Origin of the sequence: Candidatus Pelagibacter communis, assembly GCF_001179945.1 — a bacterium.
Taxonomy (GTDB): Bacteria; Pseudomonadota; Alphaproteobacteria; order Pelagibacterales; family Pelagibacteraceae; genus Pelagilacustribacter; species Pelagilacustribacter ubique_A.
The window spans coordinates 20,552-44,873 of sequence record NZ_CVSG01000079.1; the positions used below are offsets into that span (position 1 = coordinate 20,552).

At 30.1% G+C, this 24,322-nt stretch carries 29 protein-coding genes; 19 read left to right on the forward strand and 10 right to left on the reverse strand.

The genetic code is table 11. From position 1 onward, the window contains the following. Positions 1 to 6: 6 nt before the first annotated feature. Entirely contained in the window at positions 7 to 609 is a 603-nt protein-coding gene (locus AMN78_RS03510) for a Tim44/TimA family putative adaptor protein (RefSeq protein WP_075534236.1), read from the forward strand. After that, positions 606 to 1,022, forward strand: coding sequence for a Smr/MutS family protein (locus tag AMN78_RS03515; RefSeq protein ID WP_075534201.1), 417 nt, complete (start codon positions 606 to 608; stop codon positions 1,020 to 1,022). The genes AMN78_RS03510 and AMN78_RS03515 overlap by 4 nt, the downstream gene beginning before the upstream one ends. Here the strand turns inward: AMN78_RS03515 and hslU are convergent. Further along, on the reverse strand, positions 1,017 to 2,393 hold the full coding sequence (gene hslU, locus AMN78_RS03520) for an ATP-dependent protease ATPase subunit HslU (RefSeq protein WP_075534202.1): 1,377 nt from the start codon (positions 2,391 to 2,393) through the stop codon (positions 1,017 to 1,019). The two genes, AMN78_RS03515 and hslU, sit on opposite strands and share 6 nt — an antisense overlap. After that, entirely contained in the window at positions 2,394 to 2,933 is a 540-nt protein-coding gene (hslV, locus tag AMN78_RS03525) for an ATP-dependent protease subunit HslV (RefSeq protein ID WP_075534203.1), read from the reverse strand. Between the two features lie 96 nt (positions 2,934 to 3,029). Here hslV and hisB point away from each other — a divergent pair, with 96 nt between their 5' ends. Genes hisB through AMN78_RS03560 form a run of 7 tightly spaced genes read left to right on the forward strand, consistent with a single transcriptional unit; the run spans position 3,030 to position 6,861 of the window. Continuing rightward, positions 3,030 to 3,620, forward strand: a complete 591-nt coding sequence (gene hisB / locus AMN78_RS03530) for an imidazoleglycerol-phosphate dehydratase HisB (RefSeq protein WP_075534204.1) — start codon at positions 3,030 to 3,032, stop codon at positions 3,618 to 3,620. Between the two features lie 5 nt (positions 3,621 to 3,625). Continuing rightward, positions 3,626 to 4,252 carry an imidazole glycerol phosphate synthase subunit HisH gene (gene hisH / locus AMN78_RS03535; protein WP_075534205.1) on the forward strand — a complete coding sequence of 209 codons (627 nt, stop codon included), beginning with the start codon at positions 3,626 to 3,628 and terminating at the stop codon, positions 4,250 to 4,252. Then, complete coding sequence (gene hisA / locus AMN78_RS03540) at positions 4,252 to 4,977, forward strand: 1-(5-phosphoribosyl)-5-[(5-phosphoribosylamino)methylideneamino]imidazole-4-carboxamide isomerase (RefSeq protein ID WP_075534206.1); 726 nt, start codon at positions 4,252 to 4,254, stop codon at positions 4,975 to 4,977. The genes hisH and hisA overlap by 1 nt, the downstream gene beginning before the upstream one ends. Continuing rightward, positions 4,970 to 5,728, forward strand: coding sequence for an imidazole glycerol phosphate synthase subunit HisF (gene hisF / locus AMN78_RS03545; protein WP_075534207.1), 759 nt, complete (start codon positions 4,970 to 4,972; stop codon positions 5,726 to 5,728). The genes hisA and hisF overlap by 8 nt, the downstream gene beginning before the upstream one ends. A gap of 1 nt (position 5,729) precedes the next feature. Then, positions 5,730 to 6,002 (forward strand): phosphoribosyl-ATP diphosphatase, encoded by a 273-nt coding sequence (hisE, locus tag AMN78_RS03550; RefSeq protein WP_075534208.1) that lies wholly within the window; start codon positions 5,730 to 5,732, stop codon positions 6,000 to 6,002. Then, positions 5,999 to 6,355, forward strand: coding sequence for a histidine triad nucleotide-binding protein (locus AMN78_RS03555; RefSeq protein WP_075534209.1), 357 nt, complete (start codon positions 5,999 to 6,001; stop codon positions 6,353 to 6,355). Before hisE ends, AMN78_RS03555 begins: the two co-directional genes overlap by 4 nt. Continuing rightward, positions 6,355 to 6,861: a GNAT family N-acetyltransferase gene (locus AMN78_RS03560; RefSeq protein ID WP_075534210.1), complete on the forward strand. Its 507-nt coding sequence runs from the start codon at positions 6,355 to 6,357 to the stop codon at positions 6,859 to 6,861. The genes AMN78_RS03555 and AMN78_RS03560 overlap by 1 nt, the downstream gene beginning before the upstream one ends. On the opposite strand, the gene AMN78_RS03565 is transcribed toward AMN78_RS03560, so the two are convergent. Next, positions 6,858 to 7,415 (reverse strand): LolA family protein, encoded by a 558-nt coding sequence (locus AMN78_RS03565; protein ID WP_075534211.1) that lies wholly within the window; start codon positions 7,413 to 7,415, stop codon positions 6,858 to 6,860. The genes AMN78_RS03560 and AMN78_RS03565 overlap by 4 nt on opposite strands. Further along, positions 7,402 to 9,483, reverse strand: coding sequence for an FtsK/SpoIIIE family DNA translocase (locus AMN78_RS03570; protein ID WP_075534212.1), 2,082 nt, complete (start codon positions 9,481 to 9,483; stop codon positions 7,402 to 7,404). Before AMN78_RS03570 ends, AMN78_RS03565 begins: the two co-directional genes overlap by 14 nt. Before the next feature lie 55 nt (positions 9,484 to 9,538). On the opposite strand from AMN78_RS03570, the gene AMN78_RS03575 reads away from it, so the two are divergent. From AMN78_RS03575 to AMN78_RS03600, 6 genes are read left to right on the forward strand one after another with little or no spacing between them, the layout of a single operon-like run. Beyond that, positions 9,539 to 10,648, forward strand: coding sequence for an FAD-dependent monooxygenase (locus AMN78_RS03575; protein ID WP_075534213.1), 1,110 nt, complete (start codon positions 9,539 to 9,541; stop codon positions 10,646 to 10,648). A gap of 4 nt (positions 10,649 to 10,652) precedes the next feature. After that, positions 10,653 to 11,981 carry a tRNA uridine-5-carboxymethylaminomethyl(34) synthesis GTPase MnmE gene (gene mnmE / locus AMN78_RS03580; protein ID WP_075534214.1) on the forward strand — a complete coding sequence of 443 codons (1,329 nt, stop codon included), beginning with the start codon at positions 10,653 to 10,655 and terminating at the stop codon, positions 11,979 to 11,981. 42 nt (positions 11,982 to 12,023) lie between these two features. After that, positions 12,024 to 13,892 carry a tRNA uridine-5-carboxymethylaminomethyl(34) synthesis enzyme MnmG gene (gene mnmG, locus AMN78_RS03585; RefSeq protein ID WP_075534215.1) on the forward strand — a complete coding sequence of 623 codons (1,869 nt, stop codon included), beginning with the start codon at positions 12,024 to 12,026 and terminating at the stop codon, positions 13,890 to 13,892. After that, a complete protein-coding gene (gene rsmG, locus AMN78_RS03590) occupies positions 13,892 to 14,506 on the forward strand; it encodes a 16S rRNA (guanine(527)-N(7))-methyltransferase RsmG (protein WP_075534216.1) in 615 nt (204 codons plus the stop codon). The genes mnmG and rsmG overlap by 1 nt, the downstream gene beginning before the upstream one ends. Next, positions 14,507 to 15,304 (forward strand): ParA family protein, encoded by a 798-nt coding sequence (locus AMN78_RS03595; RefSeq protein WP_075534217.1) that lies wholly within the window; start codon positions 14,507 to 14,509, stop codon positions 15,302 to 15,304. It begins immediately after the preceding gene. Beyond that, positions 15,301 to 16,152, forward strand: a complete 852-nt coding sequence (locus tag AMN78_RS03600) for a ParB/RepB/Spo0J family partition protein (RefSeq protein WP_075534218.1) — start codon at positions 15,301 to 15,303, stop codon at positions 16,150 to 16,152. The genes AMN78_RS03595 and AMN78_RS03600 overlap by 4 nt, the downstream gene beginning before the upstream one ends. On the opposite strand, the gene holA is transcribed toward AMN78_RS03600, so the two are convergent. The 4 genes from holA to AMN78_RS03620 are packed head-to-tail and all read right to left on the reverse strand — an operon-like array spanning position 16,142 to position 20,686. Then, entirely contained in the window at positions 16,142 to 17,128 is a 987-nt protein-coding gene (gene holA, locus AMN78_RS03605) for a DNA polymerase III subunit delta (RefSeq protein WP_075534219.1), read from the reverse strand. The genes AMN78_RS03600 and holA overlap by 11 nt on opposite strands. After that, the gene (locus AMN78_RS03610; RefSeq protein WP_075534220.1) at positions 17,118 to 17,591 is read right to left on the reverse strand and encodes a hypothetical protein; all 474 of its coding nucleotides are present in this window, start codon (positions 17,589 to 17,591) and stop codon (positions 17,118 to 17,120) included. Before AMN78_RS03610 ends, holA begins: the two co-directional genes overlap by 11 nt. After that, positions 17,588 to 20,104: a leucine--tRNA ligase gene (gene leuS / locus AMN78_RS03615; RefSeq protein WP_075534221.1), complete on the reverse strand. Its 2,517-nt coding sequence runs from the start codon at positions 20,102 to 20,104 to the stop codon at positions 17,588 to 17,590. Before leuS ends, AMN78_RS03610 begins: the two co-directional genes overlap by 4 nt. Positions 20,105 to 20,116: 12 nt before the next feature. Next, positions 20,117 to 20,686 carry a DUF3576 domain-containing protein gene (locus tag AMN78_RS03620; RefSeq protein WP_075534222.1) on the reverse strand — a complete coding sequence of 190 codons (570 nt, stop codon included), beginning with the start codon at positions 20,684 to 20,686 and terminating at the stop codon, positions 20,117 to 20,119. Positions 20,687 to 20,877: 191 nt separating this feature from the next. Here AMN78_RS03620 and AMN78_RS03625 point away from each other — a divergent pair, with 191 nt between their 5' ends. After that, positions 20,878 to 21,897, forward strand: coding sequence for a hypothetical protein (locus tag AMN78_RS03625; RefSeq protein WP_075534223.1), 1,020 nt, complete (start codon positions 20,878 to 20,880; stop codon positions 21,895 to 21,897). A gap of 18 nt (positions 21,898 to 21,915) precedes the next feature. Here the strand turns inward: AMN78_RS03625 and AMN78_RS03630 are convergent, their stop codons facing one another. Next, positions 21,916 to 22,482 (reverse strand): thiamine phosphate synthase, encoded by a 567-nt coding sequence (locus tag AMN78_RS03630; protein WP_075534224.1) that lies wholly within the window; start codon positions 22,480 to 22,482, stop codon positions 21,916 to 21,918. Here AMN78_RS03630 and AMN78_RS03635 point away from each other — a divergent pair, their 5' ends adjacent. Beyond that, complete coding sequence (locus AMN78_RS03635) at positions 22,483 to 23,133, forward strand: YggS family pyridoxal phosphate-dependent enzyme (protein WP_075534225.1); 651 nt, start codon at positions 22,483 to 22,485, stop codon at positions 23,131 to 23,133. It abuts the gene before it with no gap. Here the strand turns inward: AMN78_RS03635 and AMN78_RS03640 are convergent. After that, positions 23,111 to 23,611, reverse strand: a complete 501-nt coding sequence (locus AMN78_RS03640) for a L,D-transpeptidase family protein (RefSeq protein WP_075534226.1) — start codon at positions 23,609 to 23,611, stop codon at positions 23,111 to 23,113. The genes AMN78_RS03635 and AMN78_RS03640 overlap by 23 nt on opposite strands. On the opposite strand from AMN78_RS03640, the gene AMN78_RS03645 reads away from it, so the two are divergent. Continuing rightward, positions 23,606 to 24,211, forward strand: a complete 606-nt coding sequence (locus AMN78_RS03645) for a winged helix-turn-helix domain-containing protein (protein ID WP_075534227.1) — start codon at positions 23,606 to 23,608, stop codon at positions 24,209 to 24,211. The genes AMN78_RS03640 and AMN78_RS03645 overlap by 6 nt on opposite strands. Next, positions 24,208 to 24,315 carry an alternative ribosome rescue factor ArfA gene (gene arfA / locus AMN78_RS04135; protein WP_143323162.1) on the forward strand — a complete coding sequence of 36 codons (108 nt, stop codon included), beginning with the start codon at positions 24,208 to 24,210 and terminating at the stop codon, positions 24,313 to 24,315. The genes AMN78_RS03645 and arfA overlap by 4 nt, the downstream gene beginning before the upstream one ends. Positions 24,316 to 24,322 lie beyond the last annotated feature (7 nt).

Here is a 24,322-nt window from a genome sequence, read left to right on the forward strand (position 1 = left end):
CAAATTATGAGCAATAATTTTGGCTATTTAGACATAATTTTATTAGGAATGATTGCAGGTTTTATAATCTTGCGATTAAGAAGCATATTAGGAAGAAAAACTGGACATGAGTCCAAAGTTTATCCGAACTTTGCTGAAAAAAAATTCAGTATGCCTCAAAAAGATACTAAAGCTGCTGAACAAAATCTTGAAATTCTTGAAGGAAAAGACAAAAAGGAATTTTTGAAAGGTGCTGAGATAGCTTATGAAAGTATTTTAACCTCTTTCGCATCAGGTGATTTGATCAAACTAAAGGCTTTGTTGTCACCGAATATGTTTTCTAATTTTTCTGATGCAATAAAATCTAGAAATAAAGATAATATTAAATCGGAATTTACATTTATCGGAGTGAAAGAATCTTCTGTAGAAAAATATGAAAAAATCAAAGACAATTTATTTGCTACTGTAAAGTTTGTTGCTGAAGTTATATCAGTAAAAAAAGATAAAGATAATAAAATAATCGAGGGAAATCCTGACAAAATTAAATTTGTAACTGATAGTTGGAAATTTACAAAAAATATTAACAACAAAAGTCCAAACTGGTATTTATCTGAAATTATCAGTCAGTGAATAAAAAAAAAGATCTTTCCCAGGAAGACAAGCAAACTTGGGAAAATTATATTAAAGATCCATTAGATATTTACGATAAAGATAACAACAATCAAAAGAGAATTAGAAAAGAAAGATTTAAATTTGATCTTCATGGTTTTACTCTAGACGAAGCGAACAAAAAAGTGAAAGAAATTTTACTCTTTTGTATCAAGAACAAGTATAAAGAATTGTTATTAATTACAGGTAAGGGATTACATTCTACAAGTAACAAAGATGTTTATGTTTCAAAAGATTTCGGAAAATTAAAATTTTCTGTTCCAGAATTTATTAAATCTGATCTTGAGACAAATAAACTTATCGTTTCGATTAATGAAGCCGAAGTAAAAGATGGTGGAGAAGGTGCAATTTTAATTAAGCTTAAGAATTTATAATATGAACTTTGATAAGTCTGTATCCTTAACTAAATTACCCAGATTATCTTGAACAAATTTTTTATCTACCGTGATTGTTTCTCCAGACTTATCTGTTGCGTTGAAACTAATATCATCCAATACTTTCTCAATTATAGTATGAAGTCTTCTCGCTCCAATATTTTCAACTGAGGAATTAACTTCCGCAGATATTTTTGCAAGCATATCAATACCATTATCTGAAAATTCAAGGTTAACGCCTTCAGTTTTTAAAAGGGCTTTGTATTGTTTTATTAAACTATTATCTGGCTCTTTTAGAATTCTTTTGAAATCATCCTCATTTAGGGCATTCAATTCCACTCTAATTGGCAGTCTTCCCTGTAATTCCGGTAATAGATCTGAGGGCTTTGCTAATTGGAAAGCTCCGGATGCAATAAATAAAATATGATCAGTTTTTATTGGCCCGTGCTTAGTACTTACTGTAGTCCCTTCAATTAGAGGCAACAAGTCTCTTTGGACTCCTTCTCTAGAAACATCGCCACCTACTCTGTCACTTCTTGCTGAAACTTTATCAATTTCATCTAAAAAGACTATTCCATTTTCCTCAGTAGCCTTTTTGGCTTCTTTTATAATCTTATCTTCTTCGATCATTTTATCAGACTCCTGAGCTACTAAAATTCCGTGGGATTCTTTAACTGACATTTTTTTCTTTTTTCCTTTTTTCCCTCCAATAGATTTACCTAAAATATCTCCAAGATTAACCATACCAACATTACCTCCTGGCATTCCCGGTATTTCAAAGCTTTGAATTCCAGATGATGAGTCCTGAACTTCTATTTCAATTTCGTTATCATCTAGATCACCGTTTCTAAGTCTTTTTCTAAAACTTTCTCTTGTAGCAACACTTGCTTTATTTCCAACTAATGCATCTAATACTTTTTCCTCTGCTTTTAATTCTGCTTTGGCTTTAACTTCTTTTCTTTTTCTTTCTCTTTCCATAGCAATTGCTATTTCTATCAAATCCCTTACGATCTGTTCTACGTCTCTTCCAACATACCCAACCTCTGTAAATCTTGTCGCCTCAACCTTTATAAAAGGTGCCTCAGCTAATCTTGAAAGTCTTCTTGATATTTCGGTTTTTCCTACTCCTGTTGGACCGATCATAAGTATGTTCTTCGGTAATACTTCATCTCTCATTTCATCAGTAAGAGCCTGTCTTCTCCATCTATTTCTTAATGCAACAGCAACTGCCTTTTTTGCTTCCTTTTGACCGATTACATATCTATCCAGCTCTGAAACTATTTCTCTTGGAGAAAGAGCGCTGACCTTTGAGTTATCAGCTTTAGATCCTTTGACTAGTTTTAAATTTGTTTCTTTTTTTGATTTAGACATTTAAATTTTTTCCATTGTTACATTATTGTTTGTAAATACGCAGATATCTGATGCTACTTTTAATGCTTTTCTTGCGATCTCTTCTGCTTTCATATCAGTCTCAATTAATACCTTTGCAGCCGCAAGAGCATAATTTCCTCCAGACCCTATTCCAATTATTCCATCCTCTGGTTCTAAAACATCACCGGTTCCAGAAATTATAAAGCTGTGATTTTTATCTGCAACTGCCATTAATGCTTCTAATCTTCTTAAAAATTTATCACTTCTCCAATCTTTAGCTAATTCAACAGCTGCTCTTTGTAAGTTACCGGCGTGCTTTTCTAATTTTGCCTCAAGCCTCTCAAACAAAGTTAAAGCATCGGCAGTTGAGCCAGCAAATCCTGCTATCACACCTCTGCTATCAATTTTTCTAACTTTCTTTGCCTTGCTTTTTAAAACTGTATTACCAAGACTGACTTGACCGTCACCTGCTACAATAGTCTCTCCACCCTTTCTAAGAAGGACTATTGTGGTGCCATGCCATTTTTCAGCTGTATTCATGGAGTTATATGTGGAGATTAATTTGCGATCTTCAATAGTGATTTATTGATAAAATGACCATTTAAATATATATCAAAGGTAAATCAGGCATAGTTTATGAGTAGAAAAGCAAAAATAACTAGGAAAACAAAAGAGACCAGTATTTCTGTCGCGGTTAATCTAGATGGCAAAGGAAAGTATAAAATTAAAACTGGAATAGGTTTTTTAGATCACATGTTGGAGCAATTATCAAAACATTCTCTTATAGATCTAGAAGTTAAAGCAAAAGGTGACACACATATAGATTTACACCACACTACTGAGGATACAGGAATAGCAATTGGTGAAGCTATTAAAAAAGCAGCAGGTAATCGAAAAGGAATTACGCGATATGCATCTACAATGATTCCTATGGATGAAACTTTAAGCAGAGTTTCTATAGATGTATCAAATAGACCTTATTTAATCTGGAAAGTAAATCTGCCGGTTGAAAAACTTGGTGAGATGGACACAGAATTGTTTAAAGAGTGGTTCCAAGCTTTTTCACAATCAGCTGGAGTTACTTTACACATAGAAAATATTTACGGTGAAAATAGTCACCACAAGATTGAGTCGTGTTACAAAGGTTTAGCTAGATCATTAAAAGATGCTCTAGCGATTGATAAAAGAATTAAAAATTCAATACCTTCGACAAAAGGCTCTATTTAAAATAGATGAACGTCACAATTGTTGACTATCAATCGGGCAATATAAGCTCTGTCATAAATTCTTTTACAGAGGTAGCTAAAGGTAAAGTTAATCTAGAGGTAACTTCGAACATTAATAAAATTAAGTCTTGTGATAAAATTGTTTTACCAGGGCAAGGTTCATTTAAAAGCTGTATAGAGTCGTTAAATAGAATTTCTGGACTAGTAGACACGCTAAAAGATTTTGCAATTATAAATAAGAAACCCTTATTAGGCATCTGTGTAGGCTTACAAATGTTTGCAGATACTGGATACGAAGAAGCAGAAACAAGAGGCTTAGGTTGGATTCCTGGCAAAGTTTCTAAAATTGATAATCAGAATGGAAAATTTAAACTTCCACACATTGGGTGGAACGAAATTGAAATTCAAAAGGAAAGTAAAATATTTAAAAACATAAAAAATAAATCTCATATGTATTTCGTTCATAGTTATGAGTTTATACCTGAGGATAAATCAGTTATCTCAGCAACAACAGACTATTCATCAAAAATTGTCTGCTCTGTTGAAAGAGATAATTTATTTGGAACACAGTTTCACCCAGAGAAGAGTGATAAAATCGGATTAAAATTAATTGATAACTTTTTAAGATTATAATGAAAATATTTCCAGCTATAGATATTAAAGACAAGAAGTGTGTAAGATTAATCAAAGGAGACTTTGAAAACAAAACTGAGTACGAAACCTCACCAGTTAATCAAGCAGGTAAATACAAAGATCATGGTTTCAAAAATTTACACATTGTTGATTTAGATGGTGCATTAACTGGAAAGACAGTTAATTTAGATATTATTAGAGAAATAGTAAGTAAATACGATTTGAAAGTCGAAATAGGCGGTGGCGTTAGATCTATAAATAGCATCAAGCAATATATCGATGCAGGTGTTGAGAAAGTAATTTTAGGAAGTGGTGCTATTAAGAATAAAGAATTTTTAAAAGAGTCTTGTGAACAGTTTAAAGATCAAATTGCTTTAGGATTAGACGCGAAGAATGGAAATCTTTCTGTGTCAGGTTGGAAAGAAAATTTAAATGTTAAAACTATAGATTTTCTTAAGGAAGTAAATCACTATGGAATAAGCCGAGTAATTTATACAGATATAAACAGAGACGGCATGAAGACTAGTCCTAACTTTGATGAGACTGTAAAAATTGCAGAACTTTCTAATTGTCCTGTTGTGATCTCAGGAGGTGTTTCCTCAATAAATGATATTAAGAAGGCCAAAGAGTTAAATAATAAAAAAATTGAAGGTATTATTGTTGGTAAGGCTATTTATGATGGTGATATTAAGCTTGATGAGTTAGCAAAGGAGATTGATGCTTAAAAATAGAATTATACCTTGTCTTGATGTTAAAGATGGAAGAGTTGTTAAAGGTATTAACTTTGTTGAATTAAAAGATGCTGGAGATCCAGTAGAACAAGCTAAAATTTATAGTGACGGTGGTGCTGACGAGATTTGTTTTCTTGATATTACCGCTTCAAATGAGAATAGAGGAACGATTATTGATATCGTTAGAAAAACTGCGAAAGAATGTTTTGTTCCTTTAACTGTTGGAGGTGGAGTTAGAACTATTCAAAATATTACCGATTTATTGTTAGCTGGTGCAGATAAAGTCTCTATTAATACTGCCGCTGTTAAAAATGTCGACTTTGTCGAGGAAGCTTCAAAAAAATTTGGATCTCAATGTATTGTTGTTGCGATCGACGCAAAAAAAGTTTCAGAAAATAAATGGGAAGTGTTTACACACGGCGGAAGAAATAAAACTGGTATCGATGCAGTGGATTTTGCTAAAAAAATAGAAGAAAATGGGGCTGGAGAAATTTTATTAACTTCAATGGATAAAGATGGAACTAAATCTGGTTACGATGTTGATTTATTAAAAACAATTACAAATAGTACCAATATTCCAGTGATAGCTTCCGGTGGAGTTGGAACTCTAGATCACTTATATGATGGTATAGTTAAAGGTGGAGCAAGTGCAGTTTTAGCGGCTTCTATCTTTCATTATGGCGAATATAAAATCAAAGATGCTAAAGAATATTTGAATTCTAAAAATGTATCGGTAAGGTTGTAAAATGTTTGAAAACTTAGAACAATTAGTTAAAACAATCAGAGAGAGAAAAAATTCTTCTCCAGATAAGTCGTATACTAATAAACTTTTGAACGATAAAAACCTAACTGTTTCAAAAGTAAAAGAGGAAATAGGTGAATTAATAGAATCTGTGGAAAAAAATTCAAATAAGATACACGAAGCTGCTGATGTGGTTTATCATTTGATGGTCTACTTAGAGGCTAACGACATAAAAATTGAAGATGTGATGAGCGAACTTAAGAAAAGACAGAAATGAGTTATGACAAAAATAATATATTTGCTAAAATTCTAAGGGGAGAAATTCCGTGTAAAAAAGTTTACGAAAATGATCATGTTTTAGCTTTTCATGATATTAATCCTCAAAAGAAAGTTCATGTTTTAGTTATTCCTAAAGGCGAATACATAGATCTTAATGATTTCAACAGCAAAGCTTCAGATAAAGAAATTGTAGAGTTAAACAAAGCAGTGACGCATGTAGCAAACTTGGTGGGTGCAAAAGATAAAGGATTTCGAGCTTTAACTAATATCGGAAGTGATGGCGGTCAGGAAGTTCCTCACTTACATTTCCATATATTTGCAGGTGAAAAGATTGGAAAGATGGTTAGTTAATGGTTTCAAGAGTAAAAAGATATTTTTTAGAAATAAAAGATTTTTCAAAAACAGTTGATTTAAATCTTCCAGAAAACTTTAAAATTATTTTGGACGATAAAGATAATTTTCATTTAAATAGATTTTTCTACAAACAAATAGGCGTAGATCATTACTGGAGAGATAGATTACTTTGGTCTGATAGCGAGTGGGTAAAATATGTCACAAATAAAAATTTAGAGACTCATGTTCTTAAAAAAGGTGAAGATCTAGTTGGGTATTATGAGCAAGAATATCACCCCGGATCTAATGAAGTAGAGCTTATCAATCTCGGAGTGCTAAAAGAATTTAGAGGTCTGAAACTTGGCTCGACTCTTGTAAATCATGCTATCGCAAGTGCATCGAGAAAAAATCCTGAAAGAATGTGGGTTCATACTTGTAGTTTAGACCATAAACATGCATTACAAAATTATAAATCAAAAGGTTTTGAGATTTTTAAACAAGAAGAAATTGATTTTGTAGCTTAGTTTATTTCAGGCACTTTAAAGGTGCCTTTTTTAAAAACGTCATTTTTAGCAATAATTTTCAGGGAGAAAGTTATATTATTGTTGTATTGATCTTTAATCTCCCATCCTTTCAAATCTAGATTTTTTTTATCAAATAAAACTGCAATTTCGCTTTCACCAAAATAAATAAGCTTAATTATTTGATCATTTATCTCTAATTCCCCTGATTGCACAATTTCTAAAAGTTTATCTTTATATAAAATATTTAAGAATGGAGATTTTGAAATAGGATAATGGTAAGTTTTATTATACCTTTTTTGTGTAATTGCTAACCTCTTATTATTAATAACTAGTTCTTTTTTCTTATCATCAAAGTAATTGCACTTTAGTTTTCCAGGAAACTCTAAAAGACAACTACCTTTTTCTTTTTTTTCATTAATTAACTGATCAAATGTAAATTCTAAAGAACTTAAGTTATTTAGTTGAGTAACTATTTGATCTTTTTCATTGGCTAATAAACTCGTTGTTATTAATAAAAAAAACGAGAGTGAAAATATTTTTTTAAAGAACTTCACGTTTACCAACATGATTTGCCTTACTGACAATACCTTTTTCTTCCATCATATCAATAATTCTAGCAGCTCTATTATATCCGATTTGTAACTTTCTCTGTAAAAAACTAGTAGAGGCTTTTCCCTCTGATTTAATAATTTCTACAGCCTGATTAAATAATTCATCCTCATCACCTTCATTTCCAGGGGTTAATGAGCTTTCTGTTGTTTCTTGTGAGGTAATTTCTTCCATATAATCTGGCTCTCCCTGTGCTCTTAGCGAGTTTGTAATTTTCTCAATTTCTTGTTCAGAAACATATGGACCGTGAATTCTAACTATTCTGTTTGCGGATGACATGAATAACATGTCTCCTCTTCCAAGTAATTGTTCGGCACCCTGCTCCCCTAAGATAGTTCTGCTATCAATCTTGGAACTTACTTGAAAAGATATTCTTGTTGGAAAATTTGCTTTGATTGTACCAGTTATCACATCAACACTCGGTCTTTGAGTTGCCATGATGATATGTATACCTGCAGCTCTGGCCATTTGAGATAATTTTTGAATGTAGTTTTCAATTTCTTTTCCAGCTACAAGCATTAGATCTGACATCTCATCAACTACTACAACGATGTAAGGCATTTTAAGTTTGTGCTTAGCATTATAGCCATCAATGTTTCTTACCCCTACCTTGCTCATTAATTTATATCTGCTGTTCATTTCCTTTACTGTCCATGATAAAGCCGATGTAGCTTTCTTAGCATCGGTAATAACCGGAGTTAATAAATGAGGTATTCCTTCATAAGTAGACAGTTCTAACATCTTTGGATCGATTAAAATAAATTTACAAAGATCAGGACTTAGTTTGTAAATCAGTGAAACAATTATAGTATTAATACAAACAGACTTCCCCGAACCAGTGGTACCCGCAATTAAAAGATGAGGCATTGAAGTTAAATCACCAACAATTGGCATTCCAGAAATGCTTTTACCTAAAGCTATCGGAAGTCTTATATCTTTCTTTAAAAATTTATCATAAGAAATAATTTCTCTTAGCGATACACTCTCTCTTTCCTCGTTTGGAATCTCAATCCCAACAGTGTTTTTTCCTGGAATGACTGAAACTCTTGCAGAAGTTGAACTAGTATTTCTTGCTAAATCCTCAGATAAATTAATTATTTTTGATACTTTTACACCAGGCGCTGGTTCAAATTCATAAAGACTTACTACGGGACCATTATTAATTGCTTTAATTTTGCCGTCTATACCAAAGTCTAATAATATTTTTTCCATAAATTCAGCATCAGGACGATTTTTATTTCCATCAGAACTAAGTTTAGATAAATTTTTTTCTAAATAATTTATATCTGGTAATTTATACTTAGTTTTTGTAGTAACCTGATCTTTTTTAGAACTTGTGTCGGTATCAAATGAAAAAGATTGTTGAGGTTTTTCTAAAGTCTGAGGCTGATCTTCAATATTAATTTTACTAAAATCTGGTTCAATATTTTCTACAGGCTTTCTTCTAAAAAGTGAAATAATTACTGAAAATACTTTTTTATAATTTATATCAGCTGAAAATGAAAAGAAAATTATTGTTAATAAAAGTAATCCATAAATTGAATATGTATTATCAATCCATGGAGCCCAAGTATTAATAAAGTTATATGTTATTTTTCCAACAAAACCTGAATTGCCATTATCAATTAACCAAAAAGAATTATCGAATGTTAAATAGATAAAAACTGTCCCTACAGTCAAATAAGCTACAACTAAAAATAATTTTAAAATTATTCTTTTTAATTCTTTTTTTATTATCAAATCCAATCCCCAAAATAAAAAGTTAAGCAATAATAAAAAAGAAGCTAAACCAAAACTTTGCAATAAAAAATCTGCAATGCTGCTTCCATAAATCCCAAAAAAATTCTGAATTTCAAAGCTCCTATCCCCATAAACAAATGAAGGATCTTCAGGAGAATATGTTGTAAAAGCGATTGCAAGTGCGACACTTGATAAAACTAAGATTAAACCTAGCAATTCAAAGGTTCGCTTTTTTAAAAAATTTGTTACACTATCTAAAAAGTTTGTATTCATTACGAATCGATTACGTACTTTTTACCATTTTTATGAAAGTGTTAAAAATTTTTATATGATAAAACAAAGAATATGCATTGTCGGAGACGGCCTTTCAGGCTTAATGACAGCTGTAGTTCTAGCTAAATTACCGGGTATAGAAGTAAATTTAATTACTAAAAAAGGCACAAAAAATGTAGATAAAAGGACTACTGCTATTTCAGATACAAATTATAAGTTCGTCAATCAAAATATTAATAACTTGGAACAAAAGTTGTTTTGGCCTTCAAAAAAAATTGAGCTTTTTTACGAAACTTCTAAAGAAAATATAAATTTTTTAAATCTCAACGAGGCAAACTCTAATCTTATGTATGTTTTTGAAAATGACAAAATTAAAAGTGTATTATTGAAAGAAATTTCAAAAAATAAAATTAAATTAATCAGAAAGGATGTAAAAAACTTAGATGAATTAAAAAATTATGATTTAATTATTCTCTGTATAGGTGGACACTCTAAAATTTACAATAACATAACAAAAATTAGATCTATCAAGAAAGATTATAAAGAAATAGCTATTACAGGATATGTAAAACACAAATTTAAGACTCTCAATACAAGCCAATTCTTTTTAAAAGAAGGTCCGTTGGCTTTACTTCCTTTTTCAAAAAATTATTTCTCTTTTGTTTGGAGTGTAAAAAAACATTTTTTCGAAAATAATTCAAAAAAAATTACAACTTTAGTAAAAAACAAAATAGTAGAAATATTGAAGAATAAACAAGATATCACTATTAGCAATATTCAGTCCTATCCTATTTCTCTTAGTCTAAGACGACAGTATTATCAAAAAAATATATTAATTCTTGGTGAAGGTCTGCACACTATACATCCAGTGGCCGGTCAGGGCTTTAATCTAGTTCTAAGGGATATAAAAAAATTAAAAGAGATTATAAAATATTACGTGGGTTTAGGTATTTCTATTAAAAATAGCTATGCCCTAAATGATTTTTATAATAGTAGAAAACCTGAAAATACTATTATGAGTTTAGGCGTTGATGCTACTCATAGTTTTTTTAAACAAAATAAATATTTAGATCCCTTCAAAGAAATTATTGTAAAAAATATTAAGAACAACGAGACATTAAAAAAATTCAGTAAAATAATCTCTAATCGAGGTTTATCATTATAATTCAATGAACATTTACGCGTTATCTTCGGGTAGAGGTCCCTCTGGAATAGCTATCGTTAGAATATCAGGCAGTGAAACACTCAAGATTTGTCAAAATTTGACCAAGTCTAAAGATATAAAGTCGAACGAAGTTAATTTTTGTAAGTTCTATAACCCTAACAATGGTAATGTAATAGATCCGGAGGCTCTATTATTGTGGTTTCCCGGGCCAAACAGCTATACTGGAGAAGATTTAGCAGAATTACAAATCCATGGAAGTAACGCAGTAATAAACGCTTTATTGAGAGTCTTATCCGAGCAAAAAAACTGCAGACTAGCTGAACCAGGTGAGTTCACTAAAATTGCATTTCAAAATGATAAAATCGATTTGTTAAAAGCAGAGAGTATAGGAGATCTAATCCATTCCGAGACGGAACTACAAAGACAACAAGCAGTAAAATTAGTTCAGGGAAACGCATCAAATTATTATAATGATCTGAGGGAAAAAATAGTAAAATCTCTTGCTTTTATAGAAGCAAAAATTGATTTCGCAGAGGAAGATCTTCCAGAAAAAGTACTAAAAGATGCTCATAAATCAATCAAAGAAATTCATTCAGAAATTACAAAAATAATTGAAGATAATAAAGTTGGAGAAAAAATTAGAGACGGTTTTAGGATTTCAATTACAGGAGAAGTTAATGCGGGGAAATCATCATTACTAAATTTACTTTCAAAAAGAGAAGTAGCTATTGTTTCGGATGAAGCTGGAACAACAAGAGATGTTATAGAAACCTATCTAAATTTAGATGGTTATCCTGTAATCTTAGCAGATACCGCTGGTATAAGAGAAGCTAAAAATGAAGTTGAAAAAAAAGGCATTTCTTTAGCTTTAGGTAAATCAAAAGAAGCAGATTTAAATATTGTAGTAATAGATAATTCATCAAAAAAAATTAACAATGAAATACAGAATATGATTAATAAAGATACTATAATCCTCTTAAATAAATCAGATGTTTCAGATAAGCAAAATCATAAATTTGATGTTGATACTGTTTTAGCTTCAGTAAAAAATAATAAAAATATCGATAAATTGATAAATTTAGTTAAAGTGAAGTTAAGTAAAAAATTCACATCAAATAATAGTGCTTTAATTACCAGAGAAAGGCATAGAGCTAAGCTCAATGATTGTTTGAAAGAAATTGATAAGTTTCTTAAAAAGGATCAAAATAAAGACCTCGAATTAGCAGCAGAAGACCTGAGAATGGCTACACGACATCTTGGTAGCATCGTTGGTAAGGTAGATGTGGAAGAAATACTTGGATCTATATTCAAAGACTTCTGTATCGGTAAATAAAATACTACTTGTATTCTTAATCTAGACGTTTACATTCACAACATGACAAAACAAAGCTATGATGTAGTAGTTATAGGTGGAGGACACGCCGGATGTGAAGCAGCAGCAGCTTCCGCTAGAATGGGCGTAAACACTGCTCTTTTTACCCATAAAATTCAGAATATTGGTGAAATGTCGTGTAATCCCGCTATAGGAGGACTTGGAAAAGGGCATCTTGTAAGAGAAATCGATGCTTTAGATGGTGTAATGGGTGTAGTGGCTGATAAATCAGGTATTCAATTTAGATTATTAAATAGAAGTCGTGGCCCAGCAGTGCAAGGACCAAGGACTCAATCAGACAGAGCTCTTTATAAAGAGCATATGCAAAAAATTTTGTTAAATTATGAAAATTTAGAGGTCGTAGCCGATCCAGTAGTAAAATTCTTATTTGATAACAATAGAGTTATAGGATTCGTTTGCCAGAGCGGTAAAGAAATAAGAACTAAAGAACTAATACTTACCACGGGAACTTTTTTGAACGGTTTAATACATATAGGTGAAACACAGATACCAGCTGGTCGTTATGATGAAAAACCATCTACCGGTTTAAGTGAACAATTAGCAAAATTTAAAATGCAAATTGGAAGATTAAAAACCGGAACACCTCCTAGACTAGACGGTGATACAATTAATTATGATGACTTAGAAATGCAGCCTGCTGATGATGATCATTATTATTTTTCTTTCTTGACGAACAAGATCAATAATAAGCAGATTAAATGTGGGATGACTTACACAAATAATGATGTTCATAAAATTATTAGTGAAAACATTTCAAGAAGCGCCATGTATTCAGGAAACATAAAAGGAGTAGGACCAAGGTATTGCCCATCTATAGAGGATAAAATTGTTAAGTTTAAGGAAAAAGAAAGACACCAAATATTCCTAGAACCAGAGGGATTAAAAGACAATACTATTTACCCAAACGGTATTTCAACATCTCTTCCAGAGGACATACAGCTTAAAATATTAAGCAAAATCAAGGGTTTAGAGCATGTTAAGATGAAGAGGGCTGGATACGCAATTGAATATGATTATGTGGATCCAAGAGAGTTAAAAGCAACCTTAGAAACAAAAAAAATTAATTCTTTATTTCTTGCTGGACAAATCAATGGAACCACAGGGTATGAAGAAGCTGCAGCTCAAGGTTTGATAGCAGGCATTAATGCGGCCTTAAAAATTCGAAATGAAGAGGAGTTTATTTTAGATCGATCAACTTCTTATATTGGTGTTATGATTGACGACCTCATTACTAAAGGAGTCACAGAACCTTATAGAATGTTTACATCTAGAGCTGAATATAGACTAACTTTAAGAGCTGATAATGCCGATCAAAGACTAACTGATTTTGGAGTCAATTTAAATTTAGTGAAATCTGAGAGAAAAAAAATATTTAATGAAAAGAAAAAAAATATTTTGGCTCTTAATTCAATTTTAAAAAATAATTATTTATCACCTAATCAAGCTAAGAAATATGATATCAAAATTGCTATGGATGGTGTAAAAAGATCTTGCTTAGAAATTATGGGTCAGCGAAAAGTAAATATGGCAAAAATAAGGCAAGTATTTCCTGATATTCCTATTTTTCCAAGACACATAGAAAACCAAGTTGTAATAGACGCCCATTACATGGGTTACCTGGAAAGACAAGATAAAGATATAGAGTCTTTTAAGAAAGACGAGTCCGTTATCATACCTGAGGGCATAGAATATGAAAAACTGAGCGGTCTATCTAATGAGATCAAGAGCAAGCTGCTACAGGTGAAGCCTAAAACGCTAGGCCAAGCTATCCGTATTGACGGTGTTACGCCAGCAGCTATAATTATTCTTCTTTCACACATTAAAAAACTTGGATATAAAGCCACTGCTTGATGCAGCAGCTTGAAGTCATAAATGTTCTCAAAAAGAGTCTTAATTTTAGTAACGATTCAATTGAAAAGCTTAAAAAGTTCAAAAATCTAGTTCTAAAAGAAAATCAAAATTATAATTTAATTGCTAAAAGCACAGAGAACCAAATTTGGCATAGACATATACTTGATTCAGCTCAATTGGTTAAGTTTATTGATTTTAATGTCAGTTCCTTGGCTGATCTTGGCTCAGGAGCAGGATTTCCGGGTCTCGTAGTAGAAATATTCAATAAAAATAAGGCTTTTCACGTGAAATTATATGAAAAATCACCAGTAAAAAGAAGGTTCTTAATAAATGTAATTAAGGAATTGAATTTAAATGCAGAGGTTTTAGGAGATGTCAGATATGAAGTTATAGATTCTGAGATTATAATTTGTAGGGCTTTTAAAAAATTAAATCAAATAATACAAGTTTCACGTGAAATCGCCAAAAAACCGCATAAATTAATGATTCTAAAAGGTCAAAATGCACAGGAAGAAATAAAAAATTCTTTTAAAACAAAAAAATACCCTTATAAATTAGAAAAAAGCATGACAAATAAAGATTCAAAAATAATTTTGATGGAGATTAACAAATAAATGTCATCATCTTCAATACTAGCGATCATAAATCAAAAAGGTGGCGTGGGAAAAACCACCACCGTAATAAACTTAGCTGCTTCACTGTCCATTATGGGTCGAAATAATTTAGTTATTGATTTAGATCCACAAGGTAATGCAACAACCGGGCTAGGCAAAAACAATAATGATGTAGATAAAAATGTTTACAATCTTTTAATAAAAAAAACTAATATTGAAAATATAATTCAGAAAACAGATATTAAAAATCTAGATTTAATAGGTTCTCATGTAAACCTTTCTGGCCTAGAAGTTGAAACTGCTAATGACTCTAACAGAGCATTTGTATTGAAAGAAATTTTGAATTCAAAAAAAAAAGGTTTATTAAAAAAATACGATAACATTTTTATTGACTGTCCACCGTCTCTAAGCTTGCTTACTATAATGGCATTAGTTGCCTCAGATGAATTGTTGGTGCCGTTACAAACAGAATTTTTTGCATTAGAAGGTATTACTCAACTTGTAAAAACAATAGATCGCATTAAAGAAAATCTAAATCCTAGTCTTAAGATTAGAGGTATTTTGTTGACAATGTTTGACAAAAGAAACAAACTTTCTTCTGAAGTTGATAGAGAGGCAAGAAATTATTTTAAGGAAAAAGTATATCAGACTGTAATTCAAAGAAATGTACGTTTATCTGAAGCACCCTCTCATGGATTACCTTGCGTAATTTATGATAAAAATTGTGTTGGAAGTAAATCTTATTTTAAATTGGCTGAAGAATTTTTAAAAAAAGACCAAATTGAAAGTGCCGCATGAATGCTGGAAAGAAGAAAGGTTTAGGTAGAGGACTATCTGCGTTATTTGGAGATACCACCCCTAAGGAAAAATCACCTTCCATTAATCAAAATAATATGGCTGCTATCTCCGATTTAACTCGAAACCCATACCAGCCAAGACAAAATTTTAAAGAGGAAAAACTTGAAGAATTAGCTAATTCTATAAGGAAAAATGGGATTATTCAGCCAATTGCAGTTAGAGTAAGTAAATCAGGTTCTGAAAAATATGAAATAGTAGCAGGTGAGAGAAGATGGCTAGCAGCTCAAAGAGCTGGCTTACACGAAATTCCAATTACAATTCTAGATTTATCAGACGTAGAGTCATTAGAAGTTGCGATTGTTGAGAATATCCAAAGAGATGATCTAAATCCTATTGAAGAGGCCAAAGGTTACAAAAGATTAAACGAAGAATTTAATTATGACCATGAAAGTATTTCTAAATTAATGTCAAAAAGCAGAAGTCACATCAGTAATACTTTAAGATTGTTAACTTTACCGTCAGATGTAATTGCAATGCTTGAAGAAGGCACTTTAACATCTGGTCAAGCTAGGCCTTTAATTGGTATTTCTAATGCTTCAGCTATAGCTGAAGAAATTGTATCTAAAAATTATAGTGCTAGAAAAGTTGAATATCTTACACGTAGTAAAAAAGGTAAAAATGAAAAATCTATTGATACAAATATTTTAAAAACTCAGGAGCGTATTGAAAGAGTACTGGGCCTTAAAGTTAATATAATTAATAAAAAAAATAATTCTGGTAAGGTTGTTATTCAATATAAAGATTTGGAGCAATTTGAATTAATTTCAGATTTATTGACTAAGAATTAGCTTCAGAACAAATATCTAACAGTAATTTTTTTATTAATATATTTTTTTCAATAAGGTTATTAGTTTTTATTTTCTTCTCTAGGTCAAAAGTAACTTCGAACATGTTTCTAATTTTGTATTTATCCCATTTTTTTACTTGACTGGTAATATTCGGCTTGTCCTTCCAAAAGATAGGTGGTTTTAAGCTATTAATTGAATCTTCAATATTTGATTTATTAATCTTATGAATTTGCAGAAGTTTTTCCAACCTTTGATTAATAATGTTTAAATAAAGAATATTTTTTTCATAATCCATAGATGTATTTGCAAGTAATTTATTAGTATTCGATTTATTACCCAAAAATGCTTCATCTTTTAGTTTATTGAAATCATCATTTATTTTAGCATTAAGGAGCTCCTCGAGTTTTTCTGATATAATATTCTTATCTAAAAAAAAGGATGTAATTTTTTCTAACTCATTATTTAATTTAGATCTATCGAGATTTGTATGATCTATTATTAAATTCAAATTATAGGGTGTTAAGCCGCTATATCCCCTTAATTTTGAATTTATCAATTGTTTGATACTTATCTCATTGTCCTGGTAACATGGAATGCATGCACAATTTTTAGATTTTTCCATGTAGTTTCTTAATTTAGATTTTTTATCTAAAGTATCTGAAAATAAAAATATTTTTCTTTCAGAAATAATATTTTCTATTTCTTGAATTAATTCTAATAATTTATCATTTACGTTTTCAACAAAAAAAATTTTATTCTTTTGAAATAGTGAAATATTTTTAATTTCATTTATCAATAGATATCTGTTTTTTATTAGATCTTCTTGTGTGTACCTTAAAATTTCAGAATCTTTATTTTTATCTCTAATTTTTTTTTTAAAGTCTTCTTTTAAACCAATATTTTCACCATAAAATAATGCTAATTTTTCATCTAGTGAATTAATATTTTGCTCTAAGACATAACTTTTATAAATCATCTAATTTTAGTACAATTTTATCTAGGATATTATTTGTTACATCATCAGTTAGAACATCAATAAGTTTTTTTTCATTAGTGAGTGTTTGCGAATACTGACTTGCTACAGAATAGTCTCCAGTTTTTGCGATTGTAAAAGTAAATACCTTCTCATTAATTAGCTCTTTCACTTTGACCGTAGAAGTAATTGTAATTTGATATTTTGTTATTTCATTATTAATATTCTTTTCTTTTACCTCTTTAGATTTTTTGGTTTCTAAATAAATGTCTACTAATTTCTTTTCACTTTTCTTAGAATTGAATATTAGGCTATTTTTAATTTTGAAGTTTATTCTATTGTCGCCAGAAGTGATAATTTCGTTTATATCAAAGTTATAAATTTCACTTTTATTTACTATTTTGAAACCGCAATTATTAGTTAGAAGAAACGTCAAAAAGACTAAAAATAGTAATTTTTTTTTCATTTATTATTTTTAATAATGTAATTCAGTATTCTATTTTTTACAAAGATAGTTTTTATAACTTTAGATTTATCTATATATTTTTTAGCTTTTGACGAATTGTGGATTATTTCGTTAATTTCTTTTTCCGAAGAATTAGTTTTTATATTAATTATATCCCTTGTTTTACCATTAATTTGAACGGCTAACTTGACTTGTTCTTCAATCTCATTACCTATTTCGGGCCATTTATTTATTGTTTTACATTCTACTAACTCCAAACACTCATAAGCTAAATGGGGGGTGAAAGGAATTAATAATTTTAGAATCTTTATAACATTCTTTTTAAGAATGGATTGGCTTAAGTCAGTTTGGACTGATTTTTTAAATAGATTATAAACTTCATAAAAATGAGCAATCGAGACGTTAAACCTAAATTCTTTAATTGAATTGTCAATTTTGTTAACAAAGCTATTTATTTCCAAGTTAAATTTATTATCAATTTCTTTATTAATTTTTTGGTTCTTTTTATTTAGTATAAGATGAATTAAATTATAAAATTTTTGCAAAAATTTATTAGCAGAATTTACCCCTGTATCAGACCATTGAACATCCTTTTCTGGTGGACTATCTGATAAAATAAACCACCTTACCGCATCTGCACCATACTGATCAATCATAGCTTCAGGATCAACGGTATTTTTCTTTGATTTTGACATCGACTCGGAAGGACCTACTAAAACCTTTGATTTGTCCGACTTTTTAAAAATATTTTTATCAATTTTTTCGATTTCATCAGGATACAAAAAATTTCCATTTTTATCCTTGTATGTCTCATGACAAACCATCCCTTGAGTAAATAAATTTTGAAAAGGTTCCGAGATGTCTATATCTTTATTAAATCTAGCAATCCCCTTTGTAAAAAAACGAGAATATAATAAGTGTAATATTGCATGCTCTATACCTCCAATATATTGATCTACAGGCATCCAATATTTTATTTTTTCTTCATCAAATGGAGATGAGTCATACTTAGGCGAACAAAATCGCAAAAAATACCATGATGAATCTACAAATGTATCTAAAGTATCAGTTTCCCTTATTGCTTTTTTTCCAGTAGATTTTTGGATAGTATTTTTCCAATTAGGGTGATTTTCTAAAGGATTTCCATTTGCATTTAAATCAACATCTTCTGGTAATTCTATTGGCAATTCACTTTTATCGACAGGCACAACTGAACCATCATCCAGATAAATCATGGGTATAGGACATCCCCAATACCGCTGCCTAGAAACTCCCCAATCTTTTAACCTGTATTGAATTTTTTTTTGCCCAATAGATTTTTTTTCTATTTCTTGAATTATCTTTGCCTTTGCTTTTTCAATTTCTAAACCGTCTAGAAAACTTGAATTAATCATTTTTCCATTACCAGTGTATGCTTCATTAAGATCGTCTTTTTTTGTTTCATCGCTGACTACTCTTATTATTTCAAGATTATATTTTTTGGCGAATTCAAAATCTCTATGATCATGACCTGGGCAACCAAATATTGCTCCGCTCCCGTAATCCATTAATACGAAGTTAGCAAAATAGACTGGTAATTTTTTTCCATTAATAAATGGGTGATGGACAAAAAAATTAGTTTTAAAACCAAGCTTTTCAGCACTAGATAAAGCTTCTTCAGTAGTGCCAGATTTATTGCATTCTTTTTTAAAATTTATAAAGTTTTTATCATTTTCAAATTCTTTACTAAGCTCATGGTCGGCTGATAAAGCAATGAAAGTAGCGCCAAATATTGTATCAGGTCTAGTTGTGAAGACTCTTAATTTTTTTTTATTGTTCATTAAAAAATCTATTTCACAACCAATAGATTTACCAATCCAGTTTTTTTGCATAAGTTTTACTTTTTCAGGCCAACCATTAAGTGTCTCTAAATCTTTTAAAAGTTCATTAGAAAATTTTGTGATATTAAAAAACCATTGAGACAATTTTTTTCTTTCAACAATTGCATTTGACCGCCAACCTCTGCCATTAATTACTTGTTCGTTTGCTAGTACAGTTTTCTCTTTTGGATCCCAATTTACATATGTCTCTTTTCTTGAGACTAATCCTTGATTATAAAAATCAATAAATAGCTCTTGTTGATGTTTGTAGTAACTTTTATCACAAGTTGATATTTCTCTACCCCAATCTATCGAAAGCCCTAAAAGTTTAAGTTGAGATCGCATAGTATCTATATTTTCATTTGTCCATTTTCTTGGATGAAGTTTATTTAATTTGGAAGCGTTCTCTGCAGGTAAACCAAATGCATCCCATCCCATAGGGTGTAATACGTTATATCCATTTAAAAATTTATATCGTGCTATGACGTCGCCTATTGTATAATTTCTGACATGGCCCATGTGGATTTTTCCTGATGGGTATGGAAACATTTCTAAGCAATAATACTTTTTATCTGACTTGGGATTAACAACTGATAATAATGCATTATTATTGCGCCATTTTTTTTCTATATTTTTAAAGCTATATCTTTCCATCAAAGCTCTAAATTAATTCTTTTTAGATTTTTTTGAATCTTGTTCTATTAAAACTGCTTTTGCTAAAATTGATTTTTGTAATTCAAACTTAATTTTAGAGTCAATTTCTCTTATAGTACAATTTTCATTTATCTTACATTTTTTATTATGAACAATTATTTTTAAACTATTCGATTGAATCTGGTTAGATAAAAATCTAACAGTAATCTTTATTGAGTCATCGTTACTAGATGTATCACTATACCAATCTGTTATTATAATTCCGCCAGAGTAATCTACGGTAGCTAAAGGCATAAAATCTATCGTCTCAAGCGAAGCCCTCCAAAGAGGGTTAGAAGTACTAAATTCATAAGTAGTCGATTTTTTCCCCGCCATATCTTTTAAACTTATTCCTCTACCTTGCTCAATATTCTGCCGAGCTCTCTCTAAAGCACCGATAGGTCTATCTTTAGCTACTTTTTTTGGTTTGAGTGCATTTGGTACTGAACAGTTAGCCAGAAAAACACTAATTAATGATAATAAGACTATAAATTTAATACTACTTTTGATTGACTTTAAGGATGTAAGATATCTGAAATTCATTTAAATATAATATTACTTATATAGCTCAAAAAGCCAATATTATATAGATTTTTAAAGGGTTGCAAAAATACCACACATACAAAAAAAAAGGTCATTTTATTAAGTATTAAAAGCAATTTAAAGCCTCACTCATATATAAATCGGGAGTTAATAAATAAATTATTAATAATTTATAAAACAAAGGAAATAATATGAAAATATCAAAAATATTAGTTGCTTTATCTTTCCTATTTGCAGTTTCAACAGCTAACGCTGGTGAATTAGCTGTAACAGGTAGTATTCAAGCAACTTACCAGTCTGAAACTGACGCGACTACTGGTAACCCACTTGGTATGGACAGAGAATTAAAATTCTCAGCTTCTACAGAGTTGGATAACGGTGTGACAGTTTCTGTAATGCAAGATACTGGTGACGATTTAGATTTTGGTAACTCTTTAATTACTTTCGGAAACGTAGGTGGTTTAGTAGATATCAATATCGGATCTGACGGAAGTCCAATGGACGCGATTGATGATATCACACCAACTGCTTTTGAAGAAGCGAATGGTAGTGGTTCAGGAACATACAACGATATCGGTGACGCAGCAGGTGACACAGGTATTGGTGCTAAGTTCTCGCTTCCAGTTTTAGGTACAGTAAACTACAAGTACGTGCCAAAAATGGACGGAAACTTGAACAATGAAAAAGAAGCTTCAGCAGATACAAATGCTGCAGTAGGTTCAATGTCAGAAATAACAATTAAAACAAATTTAGCTGACATACCGGTGTTAGGTTCGTACCTTGACGGTGCAACTTTAACAACTGGTTTTGCAGAACACGACCACAACACAGTAGCTAATATTGATGACGCGTTTGACGTAACAGCGGCATTAAACTACTCATCTGGTCCATTTAGCTTTGGTGTGCAAAAGAAAGTACACAATGAAGGTGAAACTGGTGCTACTGCATTAGTTGACGCTGTGTTCTACAAAGACACAATCATTGGTGTTGCTTATGCAATAAATGATGATCTTTCGATCTCATACAACAATTATGAGTCACAAAGACACAATCCAGCAGCAGCTAACTTAAGACAAGAGTCAACTGCAATAAGCATTGGTTATGCTATCGGTGGAATGAGTATTGGTTTCACAGATGCACAAACTGATAATGCAGCTTACGCAACAGGTAATGATGACACAAGAACTTTATCTGTAAAAGTAGCGTTTTAATTAAGTTAGATACTTGATTTAAAAGAGCCGGCTAGAAATAGCCGGCTTTTTTTTTATCTCAGACATAATTGCTATTCCCTCAGAATTTAACAATTTAGTTTTATTTAAATTAATAAGTTTAATTCCTCCTAAGGGTATCAAATTCTTTTGATTTCCAATTAAATTAAACCTAACAACACCGTAAAATTTTTCTGAAGGAGCGTAATCAACACTAAATAATTTTGATAATATTATGTAAGAGCAACCTTGTTTTCTTTTTTCACTAATCTCTTTGAAATTGTGGGCTGATCCTAGAATTTTTTTGTTAAGTTTCATGAGATTTAATTGTTTAAAACTTTTATTAAATGCTGATATGTATAAACCATCAGATTTTAATAAAATAGCAAGCCTTGTATTATTAGCTACGTAAAACTCTACACCTTTTATTTTGCATTTTTTTCTAAATCTGATGAGGGAGCTTAAGTTTTCACTTGGTTTTTCGTTTCTATAAATTATGACAAATTTGTTAATTTTTTTTATTTTATTTAAATTAATATCTTTTATATTTTTAATAATTAAAAAATATTTTTTTTTATATGCAAACATATGACTAACATAGTTGAAAGTTTTAAGAAAATACAACTCAATATTAACAAGATTAGTTCTGATAAAAAAGTAAATGTTATCGCTGTAAGTAAAAAATTTCCTATAACACACATTCAACCTTTATTAGACTACGGACATTTACATTTTGGAGAAAATAAAGTTCAAGAAGCAATTTCTAAATGGACAGTTATTAAAAAAGATAATGATAATATTAAATTGCATATGGTAGGTAAATTGCAGAGCAATAAAGCTAAAGATGCAGTTAAGCTATTTGATTACATACATTCTTTAGATAACCAAAAACTTGCAGATACTTTAGCAAAGAATCAAATAAATTTGGGTAAAGAACTTAAATATTTTATTCAAGTCAATATAGGAAACGAAATTCAAAAATCTGGAGTCCCTGTTAATGAAATCGACTCTTTTTATAACTATTGTATTAACAGCGCAAAGCTTAATGTCATTGGTCTAATGATCATTCCGCCCAACGATCAACAAACTAAAAAATATTTTCAATCAATAAACGAACTTAATAAATCATTAGCATTAAATGAATTAAGCATGGGTATGTCTGCAGATTACCCAGAAGCAATTCTACATGGATCTACTTTTGTAAGAATTGGAAGTTCTATTTTTGGTCCGAGATCTTAACAATAGTATTTTTTTTAATTTTTGAAATAATTTTTAAAAGAGCAATTTTACTAATCGCAATACATCCTAAAGTTTTTTTATAATTTTTTTTCGCAACATGAATAAAAATTGCACTGCCCTTACCATTTCTAACTGGATTCATATTATAATTTAAAACAAGAATAATATCATACGAATTATCGTACTTATAAAGTTTCTCATGACTATTCTTTGCAGGTAGGCGTATTAATTTATTATAATTCTTTGAACTTGGGTCATCGCACCAACCCATATTTTTCTTTATTATAATCTTTTTTAATTCAGTTTTGATTTTTTTAATTCTATCTTTTCTGTATAAGAGAAATTTAATGTTATATTGACCTTTTGGAGTAATTTTATCACCTTCTTTCTTTTTTGCACCAATTCCCCTTTTACCTAAAGCACATTTTACTTTATATTTATTATACGTAAGAAATTTTTTATTTATCTTAATATGCATCGTTTAAATGTTTTGATTTATGCTTCTAATTCATTTGTTTCTACATTAAATGAACTTAAGCCTTTTTTAAAGTTTAATCATTTTATATCAGCTCCAAGTGCTAGTTATGATATAATATTATTTCACGATGAAATCTTAAAAGACAAAAAAATTAAAAACATCATAAATAAAAGCGATTTTTTAAAAGTATGCTTATCGACTCAAAAAAACCAAGCTCTTAAATGCGATGCCATTATACAGCTTCCAACAACTTTAAATGAAATCAATAATACATTAGAAAATATTTTTGCTAAAAAAAAATTTATAAAAAATTCTTCAATAAAAGTTAAGAGTTATCTACTAAATAAAAATACAAAAAAATTAATTAAAAACAATAACTCAATTATTTTGACTGAAAAAGAGATACAGCTCATAGAATTGCTATTAAATGACAATAGTCCATTATCTAAAAATGATATCTTGTCATCTGTTTGGAATTATTCTGCAGAAGCAGATACTCATACAGTAGAAACTCATATTTATAGATTGAGAAAAAAAATAAATGACGAATTTATGGACGATGAATTTATATTAAACAGTAAAGATGGTTATCACTTATGAAAAAAAGAAATAAATATGCTTTAGATTTATTTACTAAAAAGTATAGAAAAAGGGTTGTAAAACCCAAAAAAGGAAAAGGAAGTTTCAAAAGAAAAAAAAGATAAAAAATCC

Excerpts from the sequence above, each read along its gene's own strand:
- mnmG (WP_075534215.1), top strand. The coding sequence starts at position 12,024 with ATGACAAAACAAAGCTATGATGTAGTAGTTATAGGTGGAGGACACGCC.
- hisB (WP_075534204.1), top strand. The coding sequence starts at position 3,030 with ATGAGTAGAAAAGCAAAAATAACTAGGAAAACAAAAGAGACCAGTATT.
- AMN78_RS03645 (WP_075534227.1), top strand. The coding sequence starts at position 23,606 with ATGCATCGTTTAAATGTTTTGATTTATGCTTCTAATTCATTTGTTTCT.
- hslV (WP_075534203.1), bottom strand. The coding sequence starts at position 2,933 with ATGAATACAGCTGAAAAATGGCATGGCACCACAATAGTCCTTCTTAGA.
- arfA (WP_143323162.1), top strand. The coding sequence starts at position 24,208 with ATGAAAAAAAGAAATAAATATGCTTTAGATTTATTTACTAAAAAGTAT.
- mnmE (WP_075534214.1), top strand. The coding sequence starts at position 10,653 with ATGAACATTTACGCGTTATCTTCGGGTAGAGGTCCCTCTGGAATAGCT.
- AMN78_RS03640 (WP_075534226.1), bottom strand. The coding sequence starts at position 23,611 with ATGCATATTAAGATAAATAAAAAATTTCTTACGTATAATAAATATAAA.
- AMN78_RS03595 (WP_075534217.1), top strand. The coding sequence starts at position 14,507 with ATGTCATCATCTTCAATACTAGCGATCATAAATCAAAAAGGTGGCGTG.
- AMN78_RS03560 (WP_075534210.1), top strand. The coding sequence starts at position 6,355 with ATGGTTTCAAGAGTAAAAAGATATTTTTTAGAAATAAAAGATTTTTCA.
- AMN78_RS03625 (WP_075534223.1), top strand. The coding sequence starts at position 20,878 with ATGAAAATATCAAAAATATTAGTTGCTTTATCTTTCCTATTTGCAGTT.
- holA (WP_075534219.1), bottom strand. The coding sequence starts at position 17,128 with ATGATTTATAAAAGTTATGTCTTAGAGCAAAATATTAATTCACTAGAT.
- leuS (WP_075534221.1), bottom strand. The coding sequence starts at position 20,104 with ATGGAAAGATATAGCTTTAAAAATATAGAAAAAAAATGGCGCAATAAT.
- AMN78_RS03600 (WP_075534218.1), top strand. The coding sequence starts at position 15,301 with ATGAATGCTGGAAAGAAGAAAGGTTTAGGTAGAGGACTATCTGCGTTA.
- AMN78_RS03510 (WP_075534236.1), top strand. The coding sequence starts at position 7 with ATGAGCAATAATTTTGGCTATTTAGACATAATTTTATTAGGAATGATT.
- AMN78_RS03575 (WP_075534213.1), top strand. The coding sequence starts at position 9,539 with ATGATAAAACAAAGAATATGCATTGTCGGAGACGGCCTTTCAGGCTTA.
- rsmG (WP_075534216.1), top strand. The coding sequence starts at position 13,892 with ATGCAGCAGCTTGAAGTCATAAATGTTCTCAAAAAGAGTCTTAATTTT.
- AMN78_RS03630 (WP_075534224.1), bottom strand. The coding sequence starts at position 22,482 with ATGTTTGCATATAAAAAAAAATATTTTTTAATTATTAAAAATATAAAA.
- hisE (WP_075534208.1), top strand. The coding sequence starts at position 5,730 with ATGTTTGAAAACTTAGAACAATTAGTTAAAACAATCAGAGAGAGAAAA.
- AMN78_RS03570 (WP_075534212.1), bottom strand. The coding sequence starts at position 9,483 with ATGAATACAAACTTTTTAGATAGTGTAACAAATTTTTTAAAAAAGCGA.
- AMN78_RS03635 (WP_075534225.1), top strand. The coding sequence starts at position 22,483 with ATGACTAACATAGTTGAAAGTTTTAAGAAAATACAACTCAATATTAAC.
- AMN78_RS03610 (WP_075534220.1), bottom strand. The coding sequence starts at position 17,591 with ATGAAAAAAAAATTACTATTTTTAGTCTTTTTGACGTTTCTTCTAACT.
- hslU (WP_075534202.1), bottom strand. The coding sequence starts at position 2,393 with ATGTCTAAATCAAAAAAAGAAACAAATTTAAAACTAGTCAAAGGATCT.
- AMN78_RS03555 (WP_075534209.1), top strand. The coding sequence starts at position 5,999 with ATGAGTTATGACAAAAATAATATATTTGCTAAAATTCTAAGGGGAGAA.
- hisF (WP_075534207.1), top strand. The coding sequence starts at position 4,970 with ATGCTTAAAAATAGAATTATACCTTGTCTTGATGTTAAAGATGGAAGA.
- hisH (WP_075534205.1), top strand. The coding sequence starts at position 3,626 with ATGAACGTCACAATTGTTGACTATCAATCGGGCAATATAAGCTCTGTC.
- AMN78_RS03620 (WP_075534222.1), bottom strand. The coding sequence starts at position 20,686 with ATGAATTTCAGATATCTTACATCCTTAAAGTCAATCAAAAGTAGTATT.
- hisA (WP_075534206.1), top strand. The coding sequence starts at position 4,252 with ATGAAAATATTTCCAGCTATAGATATTAAAGACAAGAAGTGTGTAAGA.